General features: G+C 56.3%; 1 protein-coding gene. It reads left to right on the plus strand.

Features of this window, described 5'->3' with window-relative positions:
* The first annotated feature begins 149 nt into the window (after nucleotides 1-149).
* The gene (locus BN1139_RS20575; protein ID WP_005351369.1) at nucleotides 150-1,190 is read left to right on the plus strand and encodes an IS110-like element ISAve1 family transposase; all 1,041 of its coding nucleotides are present in this window, start codon (nucleotides 150-152) and stop codon (nucleotides 1,188-1,190) included.
* The last annotated feature ends 269 nt before the right edge of the window (nucleotides 1,191-1,459 follow it).

The raw sequence follows: 1,459 nt of genomic DNA on the forward strand, positions 1-1,459 counted from the left end.
CTGCGTAACTACAACGGCCAAGTGGGAGAAGTCATGGCGTATGTCAGCGCCATAAATAAACTAATGGAATGGTCGCCCCTCCCCAAAATGGCATCTAACGTGCCAAAGTGGCGAATGAAACTTCCCACTGATTGAGAGAGGCGGCCGTGATGAACATTACAACGATTGGTATCGATCTGGCAAAATCCTGCATCCAAGTCCATTGCGTCGATGTGCACGGCAAGCGGATCCTCAACAAGAAACTCAAACGCGAGCAGGTGGTGCCGTTCTTCAGCAACCGACCCGCCTGTCTGATTGGCATGGAGGCCTGCGGCAGCGCCCACTTCTGGGCTAACAAACTTCAGGCGCTGGGGCATACCGTCAAGCTGATGGCACCGCAGTTCGTCAAACCTTACGTCAAAACCAACAAGAACGATGCGGCCGATGCCGAAGCCATTTGCGAGGCGGTGAGCCGCCCGAACATGCGCTTCGTGCCGATTAAAAACAGCGAACAACTGGCCGTCCTGGCAATGCATCGGGCCCGCCAGGGATTCGTCAAGGCGAGGACCGCGCAGGCAAACCAACTCCGGGGGCTGCTAGCGGAGCACGGTATTATCATCCCCAAGGGCATTCGCCACATCAATCAGCACCTGCCTGACATTCTGGAGGCGGGGGATAATGGCTTGCCAGGGCGGTTTCGTCAGTTACTCGACCGCTTGAGCGCTCACTTCAAGGAGCTCGATAAGCAGGTGAGGGAATTGGACGTTCAGCTCCAAAGTTGGCATCAGGACAGTCCGGCCAGCCAGAAACTGGCGAAGATACCGGGTATCGGTCCACTCACAGCCAGCGCGCTGGTTGCTACCATCGGCGATGCCAAACAGTTTCAGAACGGCCGGCAGTTGGCAGCCTGGCTGGGGTTGGTGCCCAGGCAACACTCCAGCGGCGGCAAGCCAACACTGCTGGGGATAAGCAAGCGCGGCGATACTTATCTGCGCACCCTACTCATCCATGGCGCCCGCGCCGTGCTGCGGGTGGTGAAGAGCAAGGCACAACACGCAGGTAGTTGGCTGGAGGGGGTTATGGCGCGGCGCAATCATAATGTGGCGGCGGTAGCACAGGCCAACAAGACGGCCCGCATCGTCTGGGCTCTACTAGCAAATGACCGAGAATTTGATGCGCAATACAGCACAGGCACAATCCTAGCGGCGTAATGACAGGACAATAGCAAAGGCAGAAAAAGAACCACCGATTGCACAGGCAATCATGACGTGATGGCGAGACAGGTCAGACCGTGACTGGCAAAACCCGAGGTATTCAAAGCACTTTCGAGAGCGACAAACTGATAGAGGAGCCAGTCAGCGAATTCCATCAGGGACAGAGGCAGTAGCCTCGATCACAGTCCGGATCTATGGCTGCAATCTCAACCTAACTCACCGTCATCAATTGAAGGCTTGGCAAACCGGGGCGACCATCTATGAAT

Source organism: Aeromonas veronii bv. veronii (genome assembly GCF_000820225.1).
Taxonomy (GTDB): Bacteria; Pseudomonadota; Gammaproteobacteria; order Enterobacterales; family Aeromonadaceae; genus Aeromonas; species Aeromonas veronii.

Bases quoted from the DNA above. Each gene is read 5' to 3' on its own strand.
- BN1139_RS20575 (WP_005351369.1), top strand. From the start codon at position 150: ATGAACATTACAACGATTGGTATCGATCTGGCAAAATCCTGCATCCAA.